Consider the following 21,774-nt stretch of genomic DNA (forward strand, 5'->3'; position numbering starts at 1 on the left):
CTGGCCGAGAAGTGAGGCCATCGGCGGGGCGGCCATCGGCTGCCCCGCCTCCGCCCGGGCGGCGCACCGCCCGGGCAGGGCCCGCAGCGGCGGATCCGCGCCAAGGGAGGGCAAGATGACCGAGACTGCAATTCATGAGGTTCGCCCCGTCTTCGAGACGCCCTACGAGCGGCGCGGGGTGATCTCGCCGGGCCTGCCGATCCTGCCGCACGGGGTCGAGCGCCACCCGGTGCCCGGCGGCGGCAGCCGCGCGGTGCAGATCGACGCGGGCGACGAGATCACGGTGATGGACCGCGAGGGCCTGCAGCCGGTGGAACTGGTGTTCTTCGCGCCGGACGGGCGCTCCGATGCCGGGCTGATCGGCGCCCGCGGCGGCCATGCGCCGGAGGGGCTGCGCGCCGCGCTCACCGGCGATCCCTCGGGCCGGCGGGTCGCCCGCGCGCTGGACGCGGCGGGCTTCGACATCGGCCGGGCGGACGCGGTGCGGGTCTTTGCCGAGGGCTCGCGGGCCGGCGACATGGCAAGCTTCCATGCCGCCGCCGACGGGCTGCTGATCGTCTGCGCGCCCGGCGAGCCGATGTCGCCCGAGGCGCAGGACACGCCGACCGAGGTGGTGCTCTACATCCGCCGCGCCAGTCCCGGCCCGGGCAAGGGCGGGCGCGCCGCGCCGGCGCCGCTGGCCGACCCGCTGCAGGATTTCAACATCCAGCCCGGCGAGGCGCGCGGCTACGAGGTGCGCAAGGGCCAGTACATCCAGGTGCTCGACGTGCAGGGGCGCGAGTGCTCGGATTTCCAGGCGTTCTCGCTCCGCGCCCTCGACCGCGGCATCGAGCGCGAGATCGACCCCACCGCGACGCGCTCGCTGATGGGCTCGCTCTACCCCGCGCCGGGGATCTACGCGAAATACTACAACGTCGATTTCGAGCCGCTGGTCGAGATCGTGCAGGACACCTGCGGCCGGCACGACACCTTCGGGCTGGCCTGCACCGCGCGCTATTACGAGGATCTCGGCTATCCCGGCCATGTGAACTGCTCGGACAACATCAATGCCGACCTCGCCCGCTGGCGGGTGCGGCCGCGCGGCGGCTGGCCGGCGATCAACTTCTTCTTCAACACCATGCTCGACGACGCCAACGCCATCGGCATGGACGAGCCGTGGTCGCGGCCGGGGGACTATGTGCTGCTGCGCGCGCTGACCGACCTGGTCTGCGTCTCCAGCGCCTGCCCCTGCGATGTCGACCCCGCCAATGGCTGGAACCCGACCGACATCCAGGTCCGCACCTATGCCGCGGACGAGGATTTCCGTCGCTCGATCGGATGGCGCCCAACCCCGGAGGCCGATGTGCAAGAGACCAAACAGACGGGCTTCCACGAATGCTTCGCCCGGCACACCCGCGATTTCGTGGAGTACAACGGCTACTGGCTGGCCAACCAGATGCACGGCCACGGCGCCATCGCGGAATACTGGGCCTGCCGCGAGAAGGCCGCGATCATGGACCTCTCGCCGCTGCGCAAATACGAGGTGACCGGGCCGGATGCCGAGCAGCTTCTGGATCTCTGCGTCACCCGCAACATGGCCAGGCTCTCGACCGGGCAGGTGGTCTATACCGCGATGTGCTACGAGCATGGCGGGATGATCGACGACGGCACGGTGTTCCGCCTCGGCGACACCAATTTCCGCTGGATCGGCGGCTGCGACAGCTCCGGCCTCTGGCTGCGCGAGCAGGCCGAGAAGCGCGGGCTCAACGCCTGGGTGCGCAGCTCCACCGACCAGCTCTGCAACGTCGCCGTGCAGGGGCCGAGATCGCGCGACATCCTGGCCGGCGTGTTCTGGACCCCGCCGACCCAGCCGAGCATCGAGGAGCTGGGCTGGTTCCGCTTCGCGATCGGCCGGCTCGGGGATTTCCACGGGCCCGCGGTGGTGATCTCGCGCACCGGCTATTCCGGCGAGCTCGGCTACGAGGTGTTCTGCCACCCGAAGGACGCGGCGGCGGTGTTCGACGCGATCTGGGCCGCCGGCGAGCCGGTGGGGATGGTGCCGCTCGGCCTCGCGGCGCTCGACATGCTGCGCATCGAGGCCGGGCTGATCTTCGCGGGCTACGAGTTCTCCGACCAGACCGACCCGTTCGAGGCGGGCATCGGCTTCACCGTGCCGCTGAAGTCGAAACAGGTGGACTTCATCGGCCGCAAGGCGCTGGAGGAGCGCAAGGCGCATCCGCAGAAGGCGCTGGTCGGGCTCGATCTCGAGGGCGGGGTGGTGCCCTCGAACGGCGACTGCATCCGCCTCGGCCGCGCCCAGGTCGGCGAGGTCACCTCGGCGATGCGCTCGCCGGTGCTCGGCAGGGTGATCGCGCTGGCGCGGGTCGATGTGGCCCATGCCGCCGAGGGCACCGAGCTCGAGGTCGGCCAGCTCGACGGGCAGCAGAAGCGGCTGAAGGCGCGGGTCAGCCGGTTCCCGCATTTCGATCCGACCAAGGAGCGGGTGAAGGGCAACTACCCCGCCTGAGCGGGCAGCGGGCGGCCCGGGCGTCGGCGGGGGCGCCGGCGCGGCGGCCGGGGGCGGGCGCTCACTCCGCCGCCCGGGTCTCCGGCTCCGGCGCCGGCAGCTCGCCCGAGAGCCGCGCCTGGTGCAGCGCCGCCACCGCGCAGGAGGCCAGCCGCGCCTCGTCGCCATCCGAGCGCGAGGTCAGGATGATCGGCACCTGCGCCCCCATCACCACGCCGGCGCCCTCGGCATGGGCGATGAAGGTCAGCTCCTTGGCCAGCATGTTGCCGCTGTCGAGATTGGGCACCACCAGCACCTCGGCCCGGCCCGCCACCAGCGACTTGATCCCCTTGGTGCGCGCGGCGTCGAGGTCGATGGCGTTGTCCATGGCCAGCGGGCCGTCGACCAGCCCGCCGCGGATCTGGCCGCGCTCGGCCATCTTCGAGAGGATCGCGGCGTCGATCGAGGAGGGGATCTTCAGGTTCACCGTCTCCACCGCCGAGAGGATGCCGACCTTGGGCTCGTCGATGCCGATCGACAGCGCGAGGTCGATGGCGTTCTGCACGATGTCGACCTTGGTCTCGAGATCGGGGGCGATGTTGATCGCCGCGTCGCTGATCAGGAGCGGGCTGGGCAGCCCCGGCACGTCCATCACGAAGACATGGGTGAGGCGGCGCCCGGTGCGCAGCCCGCCATCGCGCCTGAGCACCGCCGCGAGCAGCTCGTCGGTGTGCAGATGGCCCTTCATCAGCGCCCGCGCGCGGCCCTCATGCACCAGCGCCACCGCCAGCGCGGCGGCCTCGGCATGGGTTCGCGCCGCGATCAGCTCGTGCCCGGAGATGTCCTTGCCGAGCGCCTCGGCCGCCGCGCGGATGCGCGCCGGATCGCCGATCAGCAGCGGCGCGATCAGCGTCTCCTCGGCGGCGAGCAGCGCGCCGCCGAGGCTGTTCGGCTCCTCCGGCGCGACCACCGCGGTGGGGATCGGGGCGAGCGGGCCGGCGCGGCGGACCATCCGGTCGAAATGCACGTGGCGCTGCACCAGCAGGCCCGGCAGATCGACATCGTCGAAGCGCAGCTTGCGCTCGGGGGCGAAGACGCGGGCCTCGCCGTCGAGGATCAGCCTTCCGTCGGAGACCCGCTCGACCCGGGTGTCGAGGCGCACCAGCCGGCCCGCCTCCTTGCCGGTGACGCGCACGCTGACGCGCAGCTCGTCGCCGGCATGGGCGCGGTCGCGGAAGTTGAAGCTCTGGCTGTGATAGAGCGTGCCGGGGCCGGGCAGGATGTTGCCGAGCACCGCCGAGATCAGCGAGCCGACCCAGAGGCTCGGCGCCACCGCCTCCGGCTGGCCATCGCCGTCGCCGTCGAGCTCGGGCAGGTGCAGCGGGCTGTGGTTTCCCGAGGCATGGGCGAAGACGTAGAGGTCGTCGGCGGTGCAGAGCCGGGTCAGCTCGGCATGGTCGCCGACGGCAAGCTCGTCATGGGTCTTGTTCTCTCGGATCATCGGGCTCGTTCCTGCCAGTGCCGCCGCGCTCTCGAACCGACAGACTAGGCGATGCTGCATCTGCGAAAAAGTGAAGATTGCACGAAATTTCCGGAACCGCCGCCGCCGCCCGGATTGGGACGAACTGTGTTGAATTGGCACTTCTCTGCAGGGTCCATACGTGCAACGAAAGCCGGCATGGGAGACCGGACAAGGACCAGGCGCAACAACCGCGATGCCGAGGGCGCATCGGGCGGTATTCCGTGCCCTTCGACATGCCGGTGCAGTGCGAAAGATTACGTGACGGCTTCCGAAGCATCGCCCCATCTAGTATGCAGACCGAGTGTGTGTGTGTTTCCCGGGGGCCGAGATGAACTGTGAGCGAGGGATCGAGCCCGAGGGACGACGCCTCGTGGTGATCGGCGGGGGGCCGGCCGGCCTGACTGCGGCCTACGAGGCGCAGCGCCTCTGCCCGGACCTGCATCCGGTGGTGCTGGAGGCGGGCGATCTGCTCGGCGGCATCGCCCGCACCGAGAACCACCACGGCAACCGCTTCGACATCGGCGGCCACCGCTTCTTCACCAAGGTGCCCGAGGTCGAGGCGATGTGGCGCGAGGTGCTGGGCGACGACTTCATCACCGTGCCGCGGCTCAGCCGGATCTACTATCGCGGGCGCTATTTCAACTATCCGCTGCGGATGTTCAACGCGCTCTACAACATCGGTGCCTACGAGGCGGCGCGCATCGTGCTGAGCTATCTGCGCTGGCAGGCGATGCCGGCGCCGCGCGAGGACAGCTTCGAGGACTGGGTGATCAACCGCTTCGGCCAGCGCCTCTACATGCATTTCTTCAAGAGCTACACCGAGAAGGTCTGGGGCATCCCGCCCTCCGAGATCCAGGCCGACTGGGCGGCGCAGCGGATCAAGAACCTCTCGCTCGGCAAGGCGGTGTGGAACGCGCTCACCGGGGCCAACTCGACCACCAGCCTGATCGAGGAGTTCCAGTATCCCCGGCTCGGGCCGGGCATGCTGTGGGAGCGGGTCGGCGAGCGCGTCACCGCGGCCGGCGGCGAGATCCGCATGCGGAGCCGGGTCGAGCGGGTGCTGCGCGAGGGCCGCCGGATCACCGCGGTGGAGCTGACCGGCCCGGACGGCACGCGCGAGCGGCTGGCGGGCGGCGAGTTCGTCAACAGCATGGCGCTCGGCGAGCTGATCGGCTGCATCGAGCCGGCGCCGCCGCCGGAGGTGCTGGCCGCCGCGGGCCGGCTGAAATACCGCGACTTCCTGATCGTCACGCTGCTGCTCGACCATGCCGACCCGTTTCCGGACAACTGGCTCTACATCCACGAGCCGGGGGTCGATGTCGGCCGCATCCAGAACTTCCGCGCCTGGTCGCCGGAGATGCTGGCCGATCCCGAGACCGCCTCGATCGGCATGGAGTATTTCTGCCATGCCGGCGATGCGCTCTGGACGATGTCCGACGAAGCGCTGCAGGCCAAGGCGGCGGCGGAGCTCGAGCGGCTCGGCCTGGCCGAGGCGGAGACGGTGATCGACGCCTATGTGATCCGCCAGCCGAGGGCCTATCCGGTCTATGACAGCGCCTATCGCACCGCGCTCGAGACCATCGCCGACTGGCTCGGCACGCTGGAGAACTTCCAGACCGTCGGGCGCAACGGGCTGCATCGCTACAACAACCAGGACCACTCGATGCTGACCGCGATGCTGGCGGCGCGCAACCTGGCCGGCGAGCGGCACGATCTCTGGAAGGTCAATGTCGAGCGCTCCTATCTCGAGGAGTTCGAGAAGCCGAAATCCGCCGTCCCGGAGGCTGCCTGATGGCCAAGGCCGCGGGCCATCCATGGCCGGGCGCGCAGGTCGTGACGGTTCCGGGCGGGCTGGCCTGCCTGGCCGGCGCGGCGGTGCTGAGCTGGCCGATGCTGTTCCTCGGCGCGCCGCTGTTCTTCCTCGATTCGCTGCCCTATGCGGTCGAGGGGCAGGCGGTGGTGCAGGGCCTGCTCGGGCTGCTCCCGGGCGGCGACGGGGCGGCGGCGGGCTCGGTCGGCGAGCTGGCCGGGCAGGCCAACAGCCTGCGCTCGGTCTATTACGCCGCCTTCGTGCATCTGGCGGCGCAGACGCCGCTCGGCTTCGCCGGGCCGGCGCTGCTGCAGGGCGCGATGGTGCTGTTCCTGGCCGGGCCGCTGGTCGGCCCCGAGGCCGCGGCGCCGGCGGCCGACCGGCTGCTCGCCGGCGCGCTGGTGGTGGCGCTGACGCCGCTGGCCTGGTTCGCCTCCTACCTGATGCCGGACGTGCTGGCCGCCGCGGTGGTGCTGCATGCCTGCCTGCTGGTGCGCGGGGTCGATGCGCTCTCGCCCCGGCAATGCGCCGCGGTGGGGCTGGTGGCCGGCTTCGCCATCGTCAGCCATCACGGATACATCCCGCTGTCGGGCGCGGTGGTGGCGCTGGCGCTGGCCTTGCGGCTGGCGGCGCGGCGGCCGCTGCTCCGGGCGGCGGCGCTCGGGCTGGCGCCGCTGATGCTGGCGGTGGGGGCCAACATGGCGCTCGGCGCGCTGGTGCTCGACGGGCCGAGCGTCGCGCCCCGGCGGCTGCCGATCCTGCTCGCCCGCTCGATCGCCGACGGGCCGGCGCGCTGGCATCTCGAGGCGCACTGCGCCGACGAGAACTATGCCGTCTGCGGCTATTTCGAGACGATCCCGGACACCGTGCACGACACGCTCTGGGCCGAGGGAGGGCTGCGCGACGGGCCGACCGAGCTGCTGGCCCTGGTCCGCGCCGAGGAGCCGGTGATCCTCTGGCGGGCCTTCCTGGAATATCCGGCGCAGCAGGTCTGGTCGCTGGCCGGCAACACGCTGGTCCAGCTCGTCAGCATCGGCACCGGGGAGATCCTTGCCGGCCGCGCGGTGTTCGACGCCGCGGGCCGGCCGCAGCTCGAGATCGACCGCGCGCGCGGCCGCGGGCTGCTCGCCGCCTATGACGTCGTGCTGCCGCTCTCGGTGCTGGCCGGGCTCGGCATGATCGGCCGGATGGCGCTGCGCGACGGGCTGCGCGCCGGGCCGCACGAGCGCGCGCTGCTCGCGGTGGTGACGGTGGGCCTGCTGGCCAATGGCGCGATCTTCGGCGGGCTCTCGGCGCCGGTGGATCGCTACCAGACGCGGCTGGCCTGGCTCCTGCCGGCGCTGGCGGCGCTGTTCTGGCTCGCCCGCCGGAGGCGGGAGGGCGCATGAGTTCGGAGCGGGGCGAGGGTGGGCCGCGTCGCTTGACTGAGGGTCAATATGGCTCACACTGGGTCCATCATTTCAATTCGGCAACAAGCCTGGTCATGCATCTCGGCGTTGACCTCTCGGGCTGTTCGCCGTGGGCAGCTTGGTGCGAAGCGAGGCGACGATGAAAAGCAACTCGACACTCCAGCTCAGCAAGGCATGGTGGAAGAAGGAAGCCCCCGACGGGCTCGACAAGGCGGGCACCGCCTTCGAGAACGCCATCGACAAGTACACCAAGGCGAACGGGGGCCTGCGCAACCCCGACCAGAGGTCGATCGCCGCGATGCAGGACGCGATCGCCGGGCTTGAGGATGCGGGCAAGAAGGTTGTCGTCAAGGCCAAGGAGCTCGAGAAGAAGGCCAAGGGCAAGAAGGAGGTCCTGAAGGATCTCGGCAACACCATCACGGTGATGGAGAAGGTGCTGGCGCGCGAGCTCGACAGCATCCGCAGCGATCTCGAGGACATGGAGGACGAGCTCGAGGAGGATGGCGGCGGCGGCCATTTCGCCGATGGCGACGCCCATGCCGCGTTCCTCAAGAAGTTCGCCAACAAGCTCAAGCGCAACACCTACAGCTTCGCCCTGGTGCTGCAGAACAACGAACCCGCCGACATGCGGATGAACTTCCACAAGAAGAAGGGCGGGCGCTCGCTGGCCGGGCAGATCCGCAAGGTGGTGCCGGTGAAGAAGTTCACCTTCGGCATCGCCGGCACCGAGGCGCTGACCACCGCGCTCGGCATGGAGCCGATGGGCGCGCGCACGCTGGTGCTGCAGGTCGACGGCAAGATGATCCCGAGCCTCGCCAAGCGCACCAAGCTGATGCTGAAGAAGCTCGGCATCTCCGCCTTCGGCCGCGTCGTGGTGGTGAAGGACGGCGCGGTGCTGGAGAACGCCGACGAGGAGGACGAGGACGAATCGCTCGAGGATATCGATCTCACCGAGGAGGCCGAGCTCGACGAGCTGATGGCGGAGGAGCCGGAGACCACCGGCACCACCTCGGAAGAGACCGGCACGACCGAGACCCCGACCGAGCCGACCGAGCCGACCGAGCCGACGGAAACCCCCGAGCCGGAGGAGCCGGCGATCGACCCGGCGGCGCTGGTGGCGCGGCTCAAGGGCGTGATGAACACCGTCGGCAAGCTCGCCGACACGCCGCCGCAGGGCACGCTCAAGGTCAAGCTCGGCGAGGCGGCGAAGAAGGTCCGCGGGCTGATCGAGGGGCGCCGGCTCGACGACGCGGCGAAGCTGCTGACCGCCATCGAGAAGCAGCTCGGCGGGCTCGGGCTGGCCGCGGCGAGCGCCGCCGAAACCAGCCCCGAGAGGCCCAGGGAGATCCCGGTCGACACGGTCGCGCTCAACAAGGCCCGCGTGCTCTGGAGCAAGACCCGCGAGAAGCTCAACGCCGAGATGGACAAGCTGACCGCCAGCATCATCGACGAATGCTCGGTCGACGAGGAGCTCGACCCGATCGCCGAGGAGGCGAAGGATCTGCGCGCCTATCTCAAGGATTTCGACGACCGGCTCGAGAAGGTGCTGGAGCAGATGACCGTGACCGGCGACGGCGCCACCCGCGAGAAGCTGAAGGAGCAGGCCTCGAACATCATCGACGGCTACACCACGCTGCTGAGCGAGAGCTTCTTCCAGGACGTCGACAGCAACAACGGCTTCGAGAAGATCTCCCTGACCGCGTCCGCCACCGCGGCGCTGCAGGCGATCCAGGAAACGCTGAAGAAGGCTGCCGAGCCTGCAGTCGTCTCGTGAGCCTCAAGGGCCGTCAGGCCGCCCAGATATCGACACGGAGATAGGTCATGCCGTTTGATGATCTCACCAAGACCCAGCGCGACTTCATCGTCAAGTATTTCAAGACCGGCAAGCGCTACAAGAAAAACAAGAAGGCGCAGTTCAACGAGGACCTCAAGTATGCCACCTTCGAGGTCTACAACCGCATCAACATGTTCAAGCTGCGGATCGACAAGATCAAGGAGGATCACCCGCATCTGAGCGTGCAGGTGCTGTACGAGAAGCTGGCGACGATCTCCTCCTTCGCGGATGCCACGCTGGAGAACAACAAGCGGAACATGAAGGAGAACATGGAGGTGCCCGACTTCTCGCGGGTGCAGTCCATGCTCAACGAGTTCTCGCGCGAGATCTCCGACTACCTGACCCGGATGCGCGAGCTCGAGGGCACGCTCAAGGGCGACAAGCTGTCGGCGGCGGACGAGGCGCTCAAGCGCTGCGACGAGTATCACGAGGCGGCCTACGAGACCTTCCGCGAGGCCCGGCGCGAGATGGAGACCGCGGCGCAGGAGGACATCACCGCGCTGGAGACCGAGATCGCGAAGTTCGACCAGCTCGAGGACGTGATCCGCAAGGCGATCATGACCGCGATCGGCACCGAGGGCGAGGACCCGAGCGTCGATCTCGAGACCTTCGAGGAACTGGTCTACGGCAAGCCGGACCTCTTCGTGGAGCGCGGCGACGTGTTCGTCGCCGAGGTGATCCGGCTGATGCAGAAGCGCATCGGCAACTATACGCGCGAGATGACCAGCAACGAGCGCTACAAGAACCTCCCGGTGGTCAAGCGCGAGGCCGAGCGCGGGCGTCAGGTGACCGCCGAGATCGACAAGCTCGGCAAGGCGGTGACCGCGCAGCAGACCAAGATCGACGAGCTGCGCAACGAGTTCAAGGAGGCCAGCCCCGGCGATAAGGAGAAGATCCGCCAGCAGATCCTCGCCAAGGAGGCGCATCTCGACGACCTGAAATCGCGCCTCGCGCAGTGCGAGCGCTACCAGGAGACCGGAGCCGAGCGCGCCAAGCGGATCATCGAGACCGAGCGGCGGCTCGACACCCAGAGCACGCTGGCGGACAAGATCGCCGAGCTGCTCGAGGACGAGTTCCCGGCCAAGATCGAGGAGTTCGACAACCGGCTCGAGGACGAATCCCTGAGCATCGTGGTGCTCGACAACGACCGCGACGTGCTCGCCCGCAATGCCGAGCTGCTGCGCCAGGTCGAGACCTCGCTGGCGCGGGAGATCATCTCGGAGCGCGTCTTCCCCGAGGAGACCAAGCTCACCGAGATCTCCTCGGACCAGGCGGCGCTGCTGACCAAGATGCTCGCCAATGCGCGCAAGCTGGTCGAGGAGGGCCGGCTCGACTATGCCTCGGTGGTGCATTTCGAGGTCTCGCGGCTCTGGCAGTTCTTCGTGATGCAGCGGCGCATGGGTCTGCCGGCAGCGCCGCCGCCGCCGCCCAAGCTCGACGAGGTGTATCGCCGCGAGCTCGAGGTGCAGGAGGCGCGGGCGCGCAATTTCTGGGCGCAGGGCGCGCCGGAGGCGAGCGTCCTGATCGGCGGCTGCGGCGATATCCGCGAGTCGATCGAGCAGATCGTCAGCACCCATGACTCGGTGAACCCGGCGACGGAGCGGGATTATGCGGATGTGAAATCGGCGCTCTCCGACCTGAAGGAGGCGCTCGACGACATCACCATCCCGGAGCGGGAGAAGTCCGACGAGGCCAAGCTGGCGGTCGCGGTCTCGGCCAAGGTGACCAACAAGCTCGTCGAGATGTTCAACTGCAAGGAGATCGAGGTCACCGAGGAGGATCTCGAGGCCGGCAAGTTCTTCGAGAAGAACTGGCGCGGCAAGCGCGTCGAGGTCTCGTCCGACCGGGTGATGAAGGTTCCCGACGGCACCGACGAGGAGGGCAACCCGAAGTTCAAGTACCAGCTCATCGACATCAAGTCGGGCCTCGTCGGCGGCGAGGAGGTGCTGCGGCGCGACGAGAAGCACGTGCCGCGCGACATGATGGTGTTCCTCAAGCAGCGGGCGGAATCGCTGGCGATGATGGCCGAGACCTCCGCCGAGGGCTGCGAGGACGCGATGAAGAAATACGCCGAGGAGACCGAGAAGCTCCTCGACGAGATCGCCGAGAAGGGGCCGGACTGCTACAAGCGCATCGACGAGATCGTGAAGTGGTGCGACAATGCGATGACGAGCAACCCGATCTCGAAATATCTCACCAACGACTATGGGGAGAAGAAGACCGACTACGACAACTTCAAGAAGGAATATCCGAAGAAGCTGCCGACCGAGGCGAAGGCGGATGCGGAGAAGCAGCTGCGCGCCATCGTCAAGCTGCAGAAGGATGCCGAGGCGCTGCGGCAGACCTACAAGACGGTGCATGCCACGGCGATGCGGATCCACTGGGAGCTGAGCGCGGTGTTCGACGAGCTGAGCGGCGAGAGCAACTCGCTGGGCTCGGGCATGGAGGCGCTGATCGACGGCGGCATCGACCGGCTGCTGGTCAAGCTCAAGACCGAGTACCAGGACAGCACCGACCCGGAGATCATCCGGCGGATCAGCGAGGTCGAGCAGCTGATCAAGAAGTCGAAGGGCGAGTTCAAGACCCACAAGATCCCGAAGAACCACATCGACGGCACCTGGCGCAAGGAACTGCTCGCCGCCTTCCGCAAGCTCGACAGCAAGACCCAGCCGGGGATCGAGGCGGCCGAGACCGAGCTCGAGAAGCTGAAGCAGGCGATGGCCAAGTTCGAGACCAGCCTCGACACCGCCGGCAGCGCCACCGGCGAGGACCTGCTCAAGCTCGTCGAGTCCTTCGGCAGCCGGATCAGCGACGTCTCGACCTCCTCGATCGAGCAGGCCGAGGCCAAGAAGAAGATGAACAAGATGCGGTCGCAGCTCAAGTCCGACATCAAGAAGCTCAAGGCCGAGGTCCGCAAGAAGAGCGAGAAGGGCTGGATCTTCAAGTCCACCGAGAACGACATCCTGATCCAGATCAAGAACCGGACGGATGCGGCGGAGAGCAAGCGCAAGCAGACCGTGACCAATGCCGAGGAGCGCGAGGGCTACGAGGAGGCGATCACGGAGCTGGAGGCGCTCGAGCAGGAGGTTGCCGAGATCGCCCGGATGTTGGGCAGCACCGACAAGATCAAGGCGGCCAAGATGTACAGCGCCGTCGGCATCGGCGACCTGACCACGGTGAGCGACAAGCTGCCCACCCTCAACGCCTTCCTCGAGAAGCTAGAGGAGAAGGCGAAGGGGCTGAAGGCGGCGGAGATCGAGGCCCGGCTCGAGGCCTCGCTGAAGGCGATCGACGAGAAGCTGGAGAAGGCGCTCGAGGAGGCGGCGGAGGAATCCGAGAAGCCGGGCATCCGCACCGCGCACGAGAAGCAGAAGACCGATCTGCGGAACGCGGTCAACGATGTCGACAGCTCCCTGCAGCAGATCTCCAACATGTTCGACGCCTCCAACCTGACCTCGGTCGCCCGCAAGATCGACCAGGCGATCAAGGACAAGGACAGCGAGACGGGCACCAAGGCGACCCGCATCACCCTGCGCGAGGAGGCGCTGGCCGAGCTCCGCTGGGTGCGGACGCTGACCGACGAGCACCCCGTCGTGAAGCTCTATGCCACCAACCCCTTCGACCAGGGCGTCGCGCTGAACTATCTGGCGAGCGCCTTCCACCAGGTCGAGGTCGCCATCCTGGGCTGCGTGAGCCCGAAAGAGTCCAAGTGACGCCGCTGATCCGGGAGCAGAAACATGGCTGAACTGACCGAATTCGAGATCGACTGGATCGAGAAGGCTGCCAAGAAGAAGATCACCGTGGTGTCGATGGACAAGGCCGAGCGCAAGCTCGAGCAGAAGCTGTCGGTGCTCAACGAGCTGATCGACACCCGGCTCGAGGATGCCCGCGGGCAGATCGACGCGGCGCAGCAATTCTCCGTCGAGCAGCGCTCGAGCAGCGATTTCCTCAACGCGCTCTGGGCCAAGATGGGCAAGAAGGGCGGCAAGATCACCGAGATCAAGTGGCGCGCCGAGGATTCCGATCTCGGCTTTGCGGGCTACGAGACCACCGAGGACATCGAGGTCGACACGGTGAACGACCTGGTGCGGATCAACGAGGTGCCGGAGGAGACGCTGGACGCGCTGGCCGACAGCTTCGCCAAGATCCTCGAGATCTCGAAGCAGATGGCGCGGGAGATCGACGAGGACGGCGAGCGGCTGTTCACCGACGACGAGATCCGCCGCGAGCTCTGGACGCCGCTGGTGCGCGACGGGCTGATCCCCGAGAACATGGTGCCGGACAAGTTCTCCGACCATGCCATCGCCTTCAAGGGCGCGGCGGAGATCTACCAGTCGAAGATCAACGAGTTCTCCAAGAAGTCGACCGGCAAGGAGGGGCTGCTGCGCGGCCTCGAGATCGCCGCCGACACGGCCTCGCTGCTCGGCACCATCGGCTCCAGCGCGGTGACGATCCACCAGGCCGGCGACATGGCGCAGATCAACCAGGAGCTGAACGAGCAGTCCTCCACCGATACCTCGGGCATGACGCCGGAGCAGGTCAAGGAGCACGACAAGGTCACCGCCAATCTCAAGGCCGAGCAGTCGCGGATGCAGAACATCCAGAAGGCTGCCGATATCGGCGCGGCCAGCCTCACCGGCGTGCTCGAGATCGCCAAGGAAGGCGTCAAGGCGACCGAGGACAAGGAGAAGCAGGGCCGCTGGAACGCCCTGGTCGACAAGTCGCTCTCGGTGCTCGGCTCGATCGCCGCCTCGGCGGTGGACCCGATCACCCGGGCGCATGTCGGCCATGACAGCGTCGGCGACGGTTCGGCGAAATCGGCGCTGGCCACCTCCGCGGCGATCAAGGCGGGCATCACCGGCGGCATCGCCGCGGTCCGGCTCGGCCCGGCGCTGATCGCGGTCGCGATCGAGAAGGACGAGCAGAAGCGGATCAAGCTGATCGAGGACTGCGTCAACCGATTTGCCGATGCGGTGGGCCAGGCGATCAAGGCGGTCGCCACCGACTATGCCACCACCGACAAGGGCAAGCAGGGCAATCTCGAGATCGTCGCGAGCGTCGCCACCGCCAGCATCAAGGCGCTGGGCAAGGGCCCGGCGATCATGAAGGCGCTGGACGAGGGCAACTACAAGAAGGCGGCGATCCTGCTGGGCGGCGGCGTGCTCGAGGGCACGATGATGGGCGTCGCCGGCGCGATCTCCGACGCCTCGAAGCGCAACGTGACCAAGGAGGAGTACTACTCCGCGAGCTTCGAGGAGAAGCTCACCATGGAGATCGAGGGCAGCGAGACCACGGAGCTCAAGCGCGACCAGCTCACCGCGGCGCTGACCGAGACCAGCCAGTCCAAGATCGACACCATGGCCCAGAGCCTCGCCGATGCGGTCGACTCGCTCAGCACCAAGCCCGACAACGAGGCCGCGGCGGAGTTCCAGGAGAAGCTCGCCAAGCAGCTCGCCGAGAAGACCCAGAAGGATGCCGAGGAGGCGATCGAGAAGGAGTTCGGCGATCCCGAGGCCGTCAAGGCGATGTTCGACGAGTTCGAGACCACGATGGTCGGCTACGAGGATCTCTACAAGGACGCGGTGCCGGATACCGAGCTCGCCGGCAAGCCGCCGGACGAGGTCGAGCGCTCGCTCGCCGCGGTCGACCGCGCCATCGCCAAGACCGCGGAGCTGCGCGCCAAGGCCGAGCTGATCAACGGGCTCTCGGGCAGCGCGGCGGGCATCGTCGCCGCCTTCGTGCCCGGCGGCGGCGCGGTGGTGGCGGCGCAGAAGGTGCTCTACGACATCTACTGCCTCAGCCAGGCGGTGCAGGCGCACAACAAGTGGTGCGAGAGCATGGAGCTCGCCTTCCGCGCCAGCAGCGCCTATGGCCCGGCGATCGAGAAGACCATGAAGAACGCCCGCATCACGCTGGCCTACAACAGCGTGAAGATGGTGCTCGACGCCTTCAAGTGCGGCTCCGAGATCGGCCGCTGCTTCGATCCGACCGGGGCGGCCACGGTGGCCTCGGCGGTGGCCTCGATTTCCGCCGCCTTCCACGACTACTGCCACAAGATGCACAAGCAGGCCGAGATCACCTTCGGCTGGAAGGCCTACAAGAAGGCGCGGGAGAACCCGGGCAACCGCAAGGCGGCGCGCAAGGCGCTGCGGATGAACTCCACCCTGGCCAAGTGCTGCATCGCCTATGGCGCGGTGATGGAGGGCGACGCCGCGGCCAAGGACGCGATCAAGCGCTGCGGCATCTCGCCGGCGATGCTGGCCAGCGACACCGATGTCTGCAAGCGGCTCGTCTCCTTCCTCGAGAACGAGCTCAGCGACGACCCGGTGGTGATGCATGTCGAGAAGCAGGCGAAGAACTGGGCGCCGGGCAAGCCGATGCTGACCCCGATCTCCTGGTTCGAGATCAAGGCGGCGGCGCTGACGACGGCGGTGCCGGCGCTCAGCCCGGTCGCGGCCAAGACCCCGGCGATCGACCGGCTGCTGGCCGATCTCGACAAGCTCTGGGAGGGCAAGAAGTCCTACACGATCTGGAAGAACGACTGGAAGGACGCGCTCTACAAGACCAAGGTCAAGGAGGTGATGGACACGCTCGAGGAAGGCGCGAAGCCGACCCGCGAGCAGGTGCGCGGGTGCAAGCTCGCCGCCGAGCAGGAGACCGAGCGGGAGGCCGCGCGCAAGGCCGGGCGGACGATCGAGCTGCTGAACCAGATCAGCCAGCAGTTCGAGGCCTATCGCCCGGTGCAGGTCAGCGGCCTGCCGCATGAGGACATGGTGGACATCGCCAAGACCTATGTCGCGCTCTGCCGGCTCAACACCAACGCCGCCACGGTCGACGCCTGAGGCCCGGCCCGGCCCCGGCGGCGAGCCGGGGCCGGCAGCCGGCGGGGCTCACTCCGCCGGCTGCGACATCCCCCCTGAGATACCGGCCGGCGGCCGCGAACTGGCCGCCAGCAGCTCCCGGTCGAGCTCGGCCCCGGCCGCCGCGCGCGGGCGCGACAGGGGCGCGATCAGGGCATAGCAGGCCGGCGCCAGGAACAGCGTGAACAGCGCCGCCAGCCCGAGCCCGCCGAACACCACCCAGCCGATCGCGGCGCGCGCCTCGGCGCCGGCGCCGCTGCCGATGATCAGCGGCAGCCCGGCCAGCACCGTGGAGGCCAGCGTCATCACGATCGGGCGCAGCCGCGCCCGCGCCGCCTCCGCCGCCGCCCGGCGCACGTCGAGCCCGCGGTCGCGCAGCTGGTCGGCGAACTCGACCAGCAGGATGCCGTTCTTGGCGACGATGCCGATCAGCATCAGCGCGCCGATCTGGCTGTAGATGTTGACCGAGGTGCCGGTGAGCCAGAGCGCGTAGATCGCGGCGCAGACCGCGAAGGGCACGGTGAGGATCACCACGAGGGCGCTGGTGATGCTCTCGAACTGCGCCACCAGCACGAGGAACACCACGGCGATGGCGATGATGTAGGTGGCGGCGACCTCGGCCGAGGTCTCCTCCAGCGTCGCCGCCTCGCCGAGCAGCAGCAGCGAGACATCGTCGGGCAGCGCCTCGCGGGCCAGCGCGCGCACCGCCTCGACCGCGCCGGAGAGCGCGAGGTCCGGCGCCACCGCGGCGTCGATCTCGATGGCGCGGCGCTGGGCATGGCGGTCGAGCTCGGCGGCCACCCCCTCCTCGGAGAAGGTGATGAGCTGGGTCAGCGGCACCAGCCTGCCGGCCTCGGAGCGGACATAGAGGTTGAGCAGGTCCGAGGGGTCGCGCACCGCCCCGGCCGCCGATTGCAGCACGATCGGCACCGCCTGGTCCTCGACCGTGAGCTCGGCGATCTCGTCCTCGTCGATCAGCGCGCGCAGGGTCGCCGAGAGCTCGGTCATCGGCACGTTGAGATCGGCGGCGCGGCGCCGGTCTATGGCGATCGAGAGCTGCGGCTGCGTCGCCTGATACTGCACGCGGATCTCCGAGAGGCCCGGGATCTGCGCCATCCGCGCGGCGAAATCGTCGGTCACCTCGGCGATCCGGGGATAGCTCGGGCCAAGCAGGGCGATCTCCAGCCCGCCATCGTTGGAGCTGAGCCCGAGGCTGTTGCCGCCGATCACCCGCGCCTGGGCGCCGGCGAGGTCGCGCAGCATCGGCCGCAGCTCGGCCTCGATCGCCTGCTGCGAGAGGCTCCGCTCCTCCCAGGGCACCAGCCGCGCGCCGACCTCGCCGCGGTTGAGATCGTAGCGCCCGGTGATCGAGTAGAGCCCTTCGGCGATGCCGGCCTCGACCCAGGGGCGGAACAGCTCCTCCACCGCCACCACCTGCCGATCAGTATAGTCGAGCCCGGTGCCGTCCGGCCCCTGCAGCCGCACGGTGACCCGGCCGCGGTCCTCCGAGGGCACCAGCTCCTCGCCGAGCTCGCCATAGACCGAGCCCGCCGCCGCCGCCAGCAGCCCCGCCGCCACCAGCGTGACCAGCGGCATCGCCAGCGCCGGGCGCAGCGCGAAGGCATAGAGCGCGCCGAGCCCGCGGGCGATCCGCCCCGGCCCGCGGCCGGCCAGGTCGGGGATCCGCGCCGCCATCATCGGGCACAGCGTCAGCGCCACGAAGGAGGACAGCGCCACCGTCACCGCCAGCACATAGCCGAACTCGGTGAACAGCCGCCCCGCGGTGCTCGGCAGGAACGAGATCGGGATGAACACCGCGACCAGCGTGACCGTGGTGGCGATCACCGCGAAGAACACCTCGCGCGTGCCGATCACCGCCGCCGCCTTCGGCCCCAGCCCCTCGCTGCGCCGGCGCTGGATGTTCTCCAGCACCACGATGGTGTCGTCGACCACGAGGCCGGTGGCCAGCACCAGCGCCAGCAGGGTGATCAGGTTGACCGAGAAGCCGAGCAGCCAGATCGCCGCCAGCGAGCCGGTGAGCGCCACCGGGATCGCCACCGCCGGGATCATCGTCGCCGAGAAGCGGCCGAGGAAGGCCCAGATCACCGCCACGACGATGGCCAGCGCCAGCGCCAGCGAGACCAGCACCTCGGACACCGCGCTGCGGATGAACACCGCCTCGTCGGAGACCGTCTGGAAGCGCAGGTCCGGGAACCGCGTGCGCAGGGTCTCGATCTTGCGCGCCACCGCGGCGGAGATCTCCACGGTGTTGGACTTGGCCTGCCGCACGATGCCGAGATTGAGCACCAGCCGCCCGTCGAGCCGCGAGACGCTCTCTGCGGTGGCCGGCGCGAAATAGACATCGGCGACATCGCCGAGGCGCACCGGGTCGCGCACGATCAGCCGCTCGATGGCGTCGGGCTCGGTGACGGTGGCATCCGCCCGCACCAGCACCTCGAGCTGGTCGGCCGCGAAGCTGCCGACCGGGACGTCGAACTGCGCCGCCTCGAGCACCTCGGCGACATCGCCGATCGAGAGCCCGAAGGCCGAGAGCCGCTCGGGCCGCACCGCCACCCGCAGCACCCGCTCGCGGTCGCCGAAGACGGAGACCTCGGAGACCCCGTCCACCGCGATCAGCTCGGGGATCACCTCGTCCTCGACCTGCCGGGTCAGCGCGTCGATGGCGGCGCGCGCGCTCCAGACCGCGATCGAGATGATCGGCCGGGCGTCCTGCTCCGACTTGACGACGAAGAGATCCTCGACGCCGTCCGGCAGGCGCGGCACCACGCGGCTCACCGCCTCGCGCACGTCGTTGGCCGCGGTAGCGAGGTCCTGGTCCGGGCGGAACTCGACGCGCAGCCGGAAATTGCCCTCCTCGGAGGAGGACTGCACCGAGACCACGCCGTTGACCCGCGCCACCGCGGCCTCGACCTCGGAGGTCACCTCGGAATCCACCGTGGTCGGCGAGGCGCCGGAATAGTTGGCCCTGACCGAGACGATCGGCCGGTCGACATTGGGCAGCTCGCGCACCTCGACGCCGAACAGCGCGGCGACGCCGGCGACGATGATCAGGATGTTCATCACCGCCGCGAGGAAGGGCCGGCGGACGCTCAGCCCCGGCAGCCCGGTGCCGCCTTCACGTGCATCCATGGCTCAGCTCCCCGCGCCGGCGGCATCGGGCCCGATCACCCGCACCGTCTTGCCGGGGGCGAGGCGCTGGGTGCCCTCGATCACCACCCGGTCGCCCTCGGCCAGCGCGCCCTCGACCAGCACCTCGCCGGCGCGGCGGCGCACGAGGTCGATCTCGACCCGCTCCACCCGGTCGCCGGAGACCCGCCAGACATGCAGCGAGCCGCTGGAGAACTGCACCGCCAGCTCCGGCACCAGCGGATAGGTCTCGCCGGGCAGCGACATCCCGATCGAGAACGAGGCGCCGGGGCGCAGCAGGTCGGCCTCGTTGGGGATCGCGACGCGCAGCGTGGTGGTGCGGGTGGTCACGTCGACCCGGCTGTCGATGGCCACCACATGGCCTTCGAAGGCGCGCTTCGGATGGGCCGGGGTGCGCGCGGTTACCGGCATGCCGGCGCTGACCCGGGCCTGCAGCGCCTCGGGCAGCGGGAACTCGACCAGCACGGTGCTGCGGTCGTCGAAGCTGGCGATCGCGATGTCGGTGGTGATGCGGTCGCCGACCTCGACCTCGGGCAGGCCGGAGACGCCGTCGAAGGGCGCGCGCAGCAGCCGGTCGGAGAGCGCCTCCTCGGCGCGGGCCAGCTCGATCTCGGCGACCTCGGCGGCGGTCGCAACCTCGTCGAGCCGGGCATCGGCGGCGGCGCCGCTGCTCTGCAGCCGGGTATAGCGCTGGCGCACCCGCTTCGCCTCGGCCAGCCGGGCCTCGGCCAGCGCCCTGGCGAGCCGCTCCTCGCTGTCGTCGAGGCGCAGCAGCACGTCGCCCGCGGCAAAGCGGCGGCCGGGCTCCAGCGCCATCTCGATGATCTTGCCCGCGGCCTCGGCCTTCAGCGTCACCGAGCGCTCGGCGCGGCCGGAGCCGACCACCTCGACCTCGAGATCATCGCGCGCGAGGCGCACCGGCGCGACGATCACCGGCACCCCCTCGGGGGCGCGGCGCGCCGCGGCCGGCGGCTCCGCGGCAGCCAGATCGAGGCGGGTCAGCACCATGTCGCGCTCGACCCAGAGCCAGATCGCCCCGATGACGAGCAGCCCGGAAATCAATAACTGCCTCAGCATGGCTCGAAGACCCCTCCACGCGGACGCGCCGCACCCGGCGGCGATTGAGTGTCAAGCTAGCATCCCGCTGGCCGAGGTCATAACACACGTTGCGGCGAGGCGTCTCCGTCGGGTTGCGGCGCAGTATTTTTGCACGGGGCCGTGAATTTCCGCGGCTGCCCCCGCGGGGTGCCCGGGAAGGCGCCCGGAATGTCGCTCGGAAAGGCGCCCGGGCGGGGCCGCGGCGGCCGGGCGATGGTGCCGCTAGGTGCCTTGATCCAGGTCAGGGAACCTGTCCGGCTTGTCACGCACCCTCCGAATTGCTAGCTCAGGGGTAACTTAGAGATAAGCTCAGGTAAGCGCATGTCCGCCGCCCAGGCCGCCGCCAACGACACAGCCCCCCGCCTCGCGCTCGAGGCGGTGTCGCGGGCGTTCGACGGCACCGCCGCCGTGCGCGAAGTCAGCCTCACCGTCGAGGCGGGGGAGGTGGTCTGCCTGCTCGGCCCCTCGGGCTGCGGCAAGTCGACCTCGCTGCGCATCGCCGCCGGGGTCGAGCGCCAGGATGCCGGCCGCGTGCTGATCGACGGCCAACCGGTCTCCGACGACCGCGGCCACGCTCCGCCCGAGGGCCGGAGCGTCGGGCTGATGTTCCAGGACTATGCGCTGTTCCCGCATCTCACGGTGGCCGAGAACGTCGCCTTCGGCCTGCGCGGGCGCCGGGCGCGCGACCGCCAGGCGGTGGTGGCGGACTATCTCCTGCGCGTCGGGCTGAAGGGCTATGGCGAGAAATACCCGCACCAGCTCTCCGGCGGCGAGCAGCAGCGGGTGGCGTTGGCCCGCGCGCTGGCGCCGCGGCCGCGGGTGATGCTGATGGACGAGCCGTTCTCCGGGCTCGACACGCGGCTGCGCGACGAGGTGCGCGAGGAGACGCTCTCGATCCTCAAGCGCGAGGGCACCGCGGTGCTGATGGTCACGCACGAGCCCGACGAGGCGATGCGCATGGCCGACCGCATCGCGCTGATGCGCGAGGGCCGGATCGTGCAGGTCGGCGCGCCCTACCACGTCTACAACTACCCGGTGGACCGCAAGGCGGCGGCCTTCTTCTCTGATCTCAACATCATCCACGGCGTGGTCCGGGACCGCCAGACCGACACGCCCTTCGGCCTCTTCCTCACCCCGAAGATGCGCGACCAGGCGGATGTCGAGATCATCGCGCGGCCGCAGCACATCAAGATCGTCGAGGATGCGGGGGAGGGCGGCACCCGGCCGCTGGTGACGCCCGCCGACGGGATGCCGGCGCATGGCCGCGTGCTGCGCGCCCGCTTCACCGGGGCGCAGTCGCTGATCGAGGTCACCATGGACCATGACGGCTCGGTGCTGAAGGTCACCGTGCCCTATGCCTGGCTGCCGGAGCCGGGCACCCCGGTCTGGCTCTCGCTGCGGCGCGACCGCTGCTTCCTGTTTCCCTGCGTCAACCAGCGCGTGGTCGAGACGCCCTGGGCGGCCGAGTAGCGCAGGCGCGAAAGGTCGCGGGCGCCGGGCCGAAAGATTGCCCCGAATTGGCGCCCGCGGGGGCTTTCGCGCGGCCCTGGCATTCAATATGTGTAGGGAAATTGCGCGGAACCCTCGC

Annotated in this window: 10 protein-coding genes; 7 read left to right on the forward strand and 3 right to left on the reverse strand. The window is 69.2% G+C overall.

Translation table 11 applies throughout. The features are described 5' to 3' along the window. Window positions 1–115: 115 nt before the first annotated feature. The gene (locus QSJ97_RS07125; protein WP_285670994.1) at window positions 116–2,506 is read left to right on the forward strand and encodes a trimethylamine N-oxide demethylase; all 2,391 of its coding nucleotides are present in this window, start codon (window positions 116–118) and stop codon (window positions 2,504–2,506) included. 61 nt (window positions 2,507–2,567) lie between these two features. Here QSJ97_RS07125 and QSJ97_RS07130 read toward each other — a convergent pair whose 3' ends face one another. Further along, a complete protein-coding gene (locus tag QSJ97_RS07130) occupies window positions 2,568–3,986 on the reverse strand; it encodes a bifunctional enoyl-CoA hydratase/phosphate acetyltransferase (RefSeq protein WP_285670995.1) in 1,419 nt (472 codons plus the stop codon). A 349-nt stretch (window positions 3,987–4,335) separates the two neighbouring features. Here QSJ97_RS07130 and QSJ97_RS07135 point away from each other — a divergent pair, with 349 nt between their 5' ends. The 5 genes from QSJ97_RS07135 to QSJ97_RS07155 all read left to right on the forward strand — a co-directional run bounded on the left by QSJ97_RS07135 (window position 4,336) and on the right by QSJ97_RS07155 (window position 15,902). Next, on the forward strand, window positions 4,336–5,799 hold the full coding sequence (locus tag QSJ97_RS07135) for an NAD(P)/FAD-dependent oxidoreductase (RefSeq protein WP_285670996.1): 1,464 nt from the start codon (window positions 4,336–4,338) through the stop codon (window positions 5,797–5,799). After that, window positions 5,799–7,205: a hypothetical protein gene (locus tag QSJ97_RS07140; protein WP_285670997.1), complete on the forward strand. Its 1,407-nt coding sequence runs from the start codon at window positions 5,799–5,801 to the stop codon at window positions 7,203–7,205. Before QSJ97_RS07135 ends, QSJ97_RS07140 begins: the two co-directional genes overlap by 1 nt. Window positions 7,206–7,365: 160 nt before the next feature. Beyond that, window positions 7,366–9,000: a hypothetical protein gene (locus tag QSJ97_RS07145; protein WP_285670998.1), complete on the forward strand. Its 1,635-nt coding sequence runs from the start codon at window positions 7,366–7,368 to the stop codon at window positions 8,998–9,000. A 47-nt stretch (window positions 9,001–9,047) separates the two neighbouring features. Beyond that, the gene (locus QSJ97_RS07150; RefSeq protein WP_285670999.1) at window positions 9,048–12,773 is read left to right on the forward strand and encodes a hypothetical protein; all 3,726 of its coding nucleotides are present in this window, start codon (window positions 9,048–9,050) and stop codon (window positions 12,771–12,773) included. Between the two features lie 24 nt (window positions 12,774–12,797). After that, the gene (locus tag QSJ97_RS07155) at window positions 12,798–15,902 is read left to right on the forward strand and encodes a hypothetical protein (RefSeq protein ID WP_285671000.1); all 3,105 of its coding nucleotides are present in this window, start codon (window positions 12,798–12,800) and stop codon (window positions 15,900–15,902) included. A gap of 48 nt (window positions 15,903–15,950) precedes the next feature. On the opposite strand, the gene QSJ97_RS07160 is transcribed toward QSJ97_RS07155, so the two are convergent. Both QSJ97_RS07160 and QSJ97_RS07165 read right to left on the reverse strand, forming a co-directional pair. Further along, window positions 15,951–19,070 (reverse strand): efflux RND transporter permease subunit, encoded by a 3,120-nt coding sequence (locus QSJ97_RS07160; RefSeq protein ID WP_285671001.1) that lies wholly within the window; start codon window positions 19,068–19,070, stop codon window positions 15,951–15,953. A gap of 3 nt (window positions 19,071–19,073) precedes the next feature. After that, window positions 19,074–20,165 (reverse strand): efflux RND transporter periplasmic adaptor subunit, encoded by a 1,092-nt coding sequence (locus QSJ97_RS07165; protein WP_285671002.1) that lies wholly within the window; start codon window positions 20,163–20,165, stop codon window positions 19,074–19,076. 342 nt (window positions 20,166–20,507) lie between these two features. On the opposite strand from QSJ97_RS07165, the gene QSJ97_RS07170 reads away from it, so the two are divergent. Next, window positions 20,508–21,656, forward strand: coding sequence for an ABC transporter ATP-binding protein (locus QSJ97_RS07170; RefSeq protein ID WP_285671003.1), 1,149 nt, complete (start codon window positions 20,508–20,510; stop codon window positions 21,654–21,656). Window positions 21,657–21,774: the final 118 nt, after the last annotated feature.

This window comes from Paralimibaculum aggregatum, assembly GCF_030270585.1.
Lineage (GTDB): Bacteria > Pseudomonadota > Alphaproteobacteria > Rhodobacterales > Rhodobacteraceae > Thermohalobaculum > Thermohalobaculum aggregatum.